This window comes from Spongiactinospora gelatinilytica, from assembly GCF_003236385.1.
Lineage (GTDB): Bacteria > Actinomycetota > Actinomycetes > Streptosporangiales > Streptosporangiaceae > Spongiactinospora > Spongiactinospora gelatinilytica.
In genome coordinates, this window is the sequence record NZ_POUA01000916.1 from 1 (window position 1) to 407 (window position 407).

General features: G+C 50.4%; 1 protein-coding gene. It reads right to left on the reverse strand.

Features of this window, described 5'->3' with window-relative positions; translation table 11 throughout:
- Positions 1 to 407: amidohydrolase family protein (locus C1I98_RS46830; RefSeq protein ID WP_199537614.1), on the reverse strand; the 407-nt coding region annotated here is incomplete at both ends.

Here is a 407-nt window from a genome sequence, read left to right on the forward strand (position 1 = left end):
ACCTGACGCCATGTACTTAATCGCATGGGCGCCTTGTTCAATCCGACGTCGGACGCCGGCCCGGAATTCTTCCGGACCAGACAAGGCTTCGCCAATCTTTGAAGCGTGGCCACCGATGGTTGAGAAAGCGCGACCAGATGCGACAACGCCAGTGCCACGCCATTGACCATTCAGCGTCATTTTTTGCATACCGATATCGAAACTTTGCGCAGTTGCTAGAACGCGGGTGTATGTCACCCCTGAAGCTAACATTCCATTTAGGTTAGCTTGGGCTTGCATTGCAATTTCGAAGGGTTCGCGTGAGGCTTTTGGCCCGTATGGGAAGACTTTATTAATGATGAGAACGGGGGTGTTGATCATACCAGGCGTGATGAACTTGTTGTTTAAATCAACAAGTTCTTGAGCAT